Annotated in this window: 8 protein-coding genes; 2 read left to right on the forward strand and 6 right to left on the reverse strand. The window is 54.9% G+C overall.

The window, feature by feature from the left end; translation table 11 throughout:
- On the forward strand, nucleotides 1-736 hold a 736-nt coding region (locus ACTH3S_RS17570), incomplete at its 5' end, for an ATP-binding protein (protein ID WP_441810307.1).
- A 70-nt stretch (nucleotides 737-806) separates the two neighbouring features.
- Nucleotides 807-1523 carry a tRNA (guanosine(46)-N7)-methyltransferase TrmB gene (gene trmB / locus ACTH3S_RS17575; RefSeq protein WP_441810308.1) on the forward strand — a complete coding sequence of 239 codons (717 nt, stop codon included), beginning with the start codon at nucleotides 807-809 and terminating at the stop codon, nucleotides 1521-1523.
- An 18-nt stretch (nucleotides 1524-1541) separates the two neighbouring features.
- Here trmB and ACTH3S_RS17580 read toward each other — a convergent pair whose 3' ends face one another.
- The 6 genes from ACTH3S_RS17580 to metX are packed head-to-tail and all read right to left on the reverse strand — an operon-like array spanning nucleotide 1542 to nucleotide 6039.
- Nucleotides 1542-2075, reverse strand: coding sequence for a hypothetical protein (locus ACTH3S_RS17580; RefSeq protein WP_441810309.1), 534 nt, complete (start codon nucleotides 2073-2075; stop codon nucleotides 1542-1544).
- Nucleotides 2075-3220: a radical SAM family heme chaperone HemW gene (gene hemW, locus ACTH3S_RS17585; protein ID WP_441810313.1), complete on the reverse strand. Its 1146-nt coding sequence runs from the start codon at nucleotides 3218-3220 to the stop codon at nucleotides 2075-2077. Before hemW ends, ACTH3S_RS17580 begins: the two co-directional genes overlap by 1 nt.
- A gap of 7 nt (nucleotides 3221-3227) precedes the next feature.
- Nucleotides 3228-3827 (reverse strand): RdgB/HAM1 family non-canonical purine NTP pyrophosphatase, encoded by a 600-nt coding sequence (gene rdgB, locus ACTH3S_RS17590; protein ID WP_441810310.1) that lies wholly within the window; start codon nucleotides 3825-3827, stop codon nucleotides 3228-3230.
- A gap of 7 nt (nucleotides 3828-3834) precedes the next feature.
- Entirely contained in the window at nucleotides 3835-4260 is a 426-nt protein-coding gene (locus tag ACTH3S_RS17595) for a DUF4426 domain-containing protein (protein ID WP_441810314.1), read from the reverse strand.
- Between the two features lie 22 nt (nucleotides 4261-4282).
- Nucleotides 4283-4894 carry a methionine biosynthesis protein MetW gene (metW, locus tag ACTH3S_RS17600; RefSeq protein ID WP_441810311.1) on the reverse strand — a complete coding sequence of 204 codons (612 nt, stop codon included), beginning with the start codon at nucleotides 4892-4894 and terminating at the stop codon, nucleotides 4283-4285.
- Entirely contained in the window at nucleotides 4891-6039 is a 1149-nt protein-coding gene (metX, locus tag ACTH3S_RS17605) for a homoserine O-succinyltransferase MetX (protein ID WP_441810312.1), read from the reverse strand. The genes metW and metX overlap by 4 nt, the downstream gene beginning before the upstream one ends.
- Nucleotides 6040-6215: the final 176 nt, after the last annotated feature.

Below are 6215 nucleotides of genomic sequence, written 5' to 3' on the forward strand. Positions count from 1 at the left end.
CGTAAGATATTGTTCCAGTATAGCATTAGTAGCTGTTTTTAGTGGAATTCACAGCGGCAGCAGTCCAAGGCCGGGTGAGATTTCCCTGGCGCACCGTGGGGTACTTTTTCTGGATGAGCTGCCGGAATTTGAGCGCCGTGTTCTGGAGGTACTTCGTGAACCTATGGAAACTGGCGAGATTTCGATCAGCCGTGCCGCGCGCCAGGTGAATTTTCCTGCTCGTTTTCAGGTAATTGGCGCCATGAATCCCTGCCCATGCGGTTACAGTGGGCACCCGACTATTGAATGCCAGTGCACCCCGCAACAGATTATGCGTTATCGGTCGAAAATCTCCGGCCCGTTGTTGGACAGGTTCGATCTACATGTCGAAGTGCCTGTTCAAGGTGGAGGCGTTTTGATGCAGTCTGGTGGTGACGGCGAGTCGAGTTCAGAGGTGCGCAAGCGCGTGAAGCTTGCGAGAGAGCGCCAAACCCGTCGTTGCTGCATTAATGCCACCTTGTCTGGTCGTGAACTGCAGGAAGCCTGCGGCCTTGATCGCGCCGGGGAAAAACTGCTCACCGGCGCTATGGAAAAACTGGGCTTATCAGCCCGAGCACTGCACCGTATATTGCGTGTTGCACGCACGCTCGCGGATCTTGACGGGTGTGATGTTGTTACCCAGCCGCATCTGATGGAAGCCCTTGGGTATCGTCAGTTTGATCGCCAGACAGGCAAGAGCTCAGTGGTATCCGCCTGACGGGCTCTACTCTGGTAAACTGTCGAAAACTCCCTTAATCAGACCCGCAGCCCGCGGTGAAGGATTGCAGATGACCGACCATAAAGAGCCGCTCAGCGATTCTCCCATTACGACCCGCCGTGGTGTTCGCAGTTTTGTGCTGCGCCAGGGCCGCATGACAGAAGGCCAGAAAAAGGCGTACGAGCGTAGCTGGCCGAAGTTTGGTCTAAGCCGTGAAGACGGCATGATCGATCCGCGCCAGGTTTTTGGCCGGGAGGCCATGCTCAACCTTGAAATCGGGTTTGGCATGGGCCGTTCGCTGGCCGAAATGGCTGAAGCCGCGCCGGAGCAGGACTTCATTGGCGTGGAAGTCCACTTGCCTGGCGTAGGTGCCTTACTGAAGGAAATTGAAGATCGCGGGCTGGAGAATGTTCGTGTTTACAACATAGACGCCAACGATGTGATTGATCTATGCCTGCCGGATGCTGGCCTGGATCAGGTTATGGTGTTTTTCCCCGACCCCTGGCACAAAAAGAAGCATCACAAGCGCCGGCTTGTGCAGCCTGAGTTTGTTCAGCGCATTCGTCACAAGCTGAGAGTCGGCGGCATACTGCACTTGGCCACAGATTGGGAAAACTACGCTGAACACATGATGGAAGTAATGGGCGAGTCGGAAGGGTTTGCCAATACTCAAGCGCAAGGCGAGTATTCACCTCGCCCTGAGTATCGCCCGGTGACCAAGTTTGAGAAGCGCGGTGAAAACCTGGGCCATGGCGTGTGGGATTTGCTGTTTCACCGCACTAACTGATTCTTTCCCCGTTAAAGCTTACCCCGGTGCCAACGGATGGCGTCGGGCTGCTCGTATAATAACCAGGCCTGCAATACCAAGTGTTAGGGCGGTGAACTTTGCCAATGCGCTGATTGCAGCAACAAGGCTGATGGCATCGGTGGGAGCGTCCAGATTGTTTAACAGCAGCACGTTTTCTGTTACATCGGCCAAGCCCGCAGATATAAACAGTGTGCGAATCCAGCGCGCCGCTGTGCGTTCGCGAATCCCGGGTCTGTCCAGCGTACAGTGCCGGGTTAGCAGTATAAGGGTAAGGCAATAAATGGGGATGAATAGGAAATCTACCCACAGAGAGAGTTTTGCCCATTGCAGGCCTTCCTCGCCCCAGCTTTGTACGATAGCCAGCGCTTGCTCTGCGTTGCCCGCCAATTGATAGCTGACAATTCCCTGATGAGCCGCCCCCGTCTTCAGGGCCTGGTTGATCATCACTAAGGCCGCCAGCAAAATCACCGTTGCTATCAGGCAGGCTTTCAGGCGTTTAGGTAAAGCCCGTAATCCTTTTTCCGTGTCCATTACAGAAAACGCTCCAACAGACTGTTCAGGTACCTTTGCCCCAAGTTTGTCGCCTGAAGCCGGTCACTAACCAGTAATTTATCTTCACGCAGCTTCTGAAGTTGTACCGCAACGGATGTCAGGGGTAAACCCGTGTGCTTAGAAAAAAGGCTTTCATCCACCCCTTCTCGAAGGCGCAGAGCGTTCATCAGAAACTCCAGAGGGAGTTCTGTCGCTTCAATTGTGTTGCTTCCCGCGGTACGGCTGCCGATCCGGTTGAGGTAGGCGTCAGGCTGCCGGGTTTTCCAGTAGCGCTTGATGGCGCCGTCTGAAAGGCTGATTTTCCCGTGGCCACCGGCACCCAGAGCAAGGTAGTCCCCGAACGTCCAGTAATTTAGGTTGTGCCGTGAGGCCTTGCCTTTTTGGCACCAAGCCGATATCTCGTAGTCGCTGAAACCCTGCTGACGCAGATATTCTCCGCCGCTTTGAGCAATCTCCCAGAGCAGGTCGTCGTCTGGCAGGTTTGGTGGCCGGCTGTAGAACTCGGTATTGGGCTCTAGTGTCAGCTGGTACCAAGATAGGTGCGGCGGTTTATGGCCTATGGCTGCTTTGAGATCCTCAATTGTGTCACTTGGGGTTTGACCAGGCAGGCCATGCATCAGGTCTAGATTGAAGTTATCGAAACCGGCCCTTTTTGCAGACTCTATCGCCCTGTGCGCGGCGGCGCCGTCGTGAATGCGGCCGAGAGCCTTCAGGTGAATCGAATTAAAGCTTTGAACGCCAATAGACAAGCGGTTGATGCCGGTTTCACGGAAGGCCTCAAAACGGCCTTCTTCCAGCGTGCCGGGATTGGCTTCCAGGGTGATTTCTGCATCTTCTGCAAAAATCAGGCGCTCTCTGAGTCCTTTAAAAAGCTTCTGATAGAAATCACCGCTCATCAGTGAGGGTGTTCCACCGCCGATAAACACAGTTTCAATTGTGCGGCCCGATGTCAGTGCAAGGTCTTGATCCAGGTCTTCAAGCAGGGCACTTAGGTAAGCTTGCTCGGGGATTTCATTCTGAACAGCGTGAGAGTTGAAATCACAGTATGGGCATTTACGCACGCACCAGGGCACATGAATGTACAGACTTAGGGGTGGGGTGACCGGCTCTGGGGGGAGTGTGATCACAGAATCAGGTCTCCGCCCTGAGCTGTTCCATCAGCAAAACCAAGGCCCGGCCCCGGTGGCTTATGCGGTTTTTCTCATCCCTGCTCAGCTCAGACGCGCTGCAGTTCTTTTCCGGGCAAAGAAATATTGGGTCATAACCAAACCCGCCCGCGCCCTGCGGTGCTCTAAGAATCGAGCCAGGCCAGCGGCCGTGGCAAATAATTGGTGTTGGGTCGTCTGCGTGCCGAAGATATACAAGCACACAGTGGAACTGCGCGCCGCGTTGACCGTCGGGCACATTGACCATAGCCTCTAGAAGTGCATTCAGATTATCGAGATCGGAAGCATTGGCTCCGGCGTATCGTGCCGAGCGGACACCAGGTGCGCCATTCAGTGCGTATACGGCCAAGCCGCTGTCGTCAGCCAGTGCAGGCAAGCCAGTTTCCCGCGCGGCATGGCGGGCCTTGAGGATGGCATTCTCCGCAAAGGTAATCGCGGGTTCTTCGGCTTCGCCAACGCCTAGCTCACCCTGAGGCACGGGAACAAGGCCCAGTGGCGAAAGGAGATGCGTAAATTCGCTGATTTTGCCTCTATTGTTGCTGGCAATAACAAGTTGCTCAGGCATGGCTCGCTCAGTCGCTGAAAAGAGTGTGGGCGAATCTTACCGGCAAATCCTTACCATGCCCGCTAGGGCGGCCGGTAATGTTGAACGTCATCAGCTCTCCCGAAGAGTACTGGTACGCGGCAATAAAGTAGACAGAGTCGCCTTCCTTTATTCTGCGAAACGCAAGAAACTTCACCTGTTGGATGTCGTTTGTAACCCTGCCTTCCACTTGGCCGGTAACCGGCCTGAGAATGCCGTCTTCGTTCTCCTGCATGATGGATATGTTGACTATGCCAATACCTCTGCTGCGCTGAAGGTTGTTGGCTTTTGCCGTTTCGGCAGTTAAAAAAGTGCTGGGTAATACGCTCCAGTGCACCTGATAGTCTCCAAAATCCTCGGAGCCCGCTTGGGCAGGAAGGCTAAGCAGGGTGGCGAATAAGGCCGCTGCAGCCATGGTAACAATGCCGTGCAGAGCTTTATTGATCATTGCTGTTCTCCCGGGTAATACGATAGATGGCGATTTCTCCCAACAGGTTTGGCCAAAGCCGTGCCAGCCAATTATTCTGGTGCTGGCCGTCTACCACGCGTCTGCCTTTGATACGAATGCCCTTCTGGCGGCATAAGGCTTCAAAATCTTTGAAGGTGCATAGCCGTATGTTAGGGGTGTTATACCACTTATATGGCAGAGAGTCGGATTCGGGCATGCGGCCGCTAAGAGTCAGCCCCCAGCGCAGGCGCCAGTGGGCAAAGTTCGGGAATGTAACTATGCCTTCACCGCCAAGGCGCAGCATTTCATCCAGCACTTTATCTGGCCGGCGCACGGCCTGAAGCGCCTGGGTCATCAGAACAATGTCGAAACTGTTGTCTTCAAAATTATCCAGGCCTTGAGTATCCAGATTTTGCTCAATGACCGAAACGCCACGACCCATGCAGGTGGTTATGTGATCTGGATTGATCTCCAGCCCAAACCCGCTGGCGTTGCGCTCCGTCTGCAGGAAGTTGAGCAGGGTGCCGTCACCGCAACCAAGATCCAGCACGTGATGGCCAGGTTTTACCCATTGCTGAATAATTTCAAGATCGGCCCTCATGCGCCCACCTCCCGTGCAACACGGTCCATATACGCGGTGAAGATGGCGGTATAGCGGGGGGTAGGAATCAGAAACGCGTCGTGGCCCCAAGGTGCATCGATTTCTGCATAGCTGACCTTTCGGCGTGCTGCGATCATGGCGTTCACCATTTCTTCAGAGCGGGCCGGCGTAAATCGCCAGTCGGTGCTGAACGACAGAACCAGAAATTCACAACGTGCCTTGGCTAGTGCCTTCGACAGGTCACCATCAAATTCATAGGCTGGGTCAAAGTAGTCCAGTGCTCGGGTCATCAGTAAATAGGTATTCGCGTCAAAAATCTCTGAGAAGCGTTCACCTTGATATCGGAGGTAGCTCTCCACCTGAAACTCAGCGTCGTAGCCAAACTTATAGGCCTGATCTCTCAGCTCACGGCCAAATTTTTCGCCCATGGAGGCATCTGAAAGATAGGTGATGTGGCCTACCATTCTGGCCAGCATCAGGCCGCGACGGGGCAGGGTGTCGAAATCGTAGTACCGGCCCTCATGGAATTCCCGGTCTGAGGTGATCGCCTGTCGAGCTACCTCGTTAAACGCAATGTTCTGGGCTGTCAGGCGGGGACTGGAGGCAACGGCCACAGCGTGATTCAGACGGTCTGGATAGTCCAAGCTCCATTGCAGCGCCTGCATGCCGCCCAGGGAGCCACCGACTACCGCCGCCCAGCATTCAATGCCCATGCGATCGGCCAGTAATGCCTGGCTTTTTACCCAATCACTCACCGTGATAACCGGAAAGTCGGGGCCGTATGGTTTGCCTGTCGCTGGGTTAGTCGAGTTGGGGCCGGTGCTGCCGTGGCAGCCACCCAAGTTATTAAGGCTGACCACAAAAAAGCGATTGGTATCTACAGGCTTGCCTGGCCCAATGCAGGTATCCCACCAGCCTGGCTTACGGTCTTCCACAGAGTGGTAGCCGGCGGCATGATGGTGGCCGCTCAGGGCATGGCATATAAGCACGGCGTTGCTGCGATCAGCATTAAGTTCGCCATAGGTTTCCACCACCAGATCGTAGCGTTCCAGTGCGTGGCCGCACGCTAGCTCGATAGGCGTTTCAAAATGATACGTCTGCGGGGTCACTACCCCGACAGAATCCACAGGCAGGGAATCGGGCATCGGCGCGACAGGTTCCTGGTTCGGTCCGTTAGTAACTGCTTTGCTGGATAGGACAAAAACCTACACCAGCCCAGCAGTCTAATGGTGGCCCGTCATGGCTGCAACCGACAGACGGTGTTGCGGCTAGCAGCCTGTCGGACTTAACCAAGCAGTATCGACATGAGATAATCGGGGCA

The sequence above is a fragment of the Marinobacter sp. genome, from assembly GCF_052094685.1.
Taxonomy (GTDB): Bacteria; Pseudomonadota; Gammaproteobacteria; order Pseudomonadales; family Oleiphilaceae; genus Marinobacter.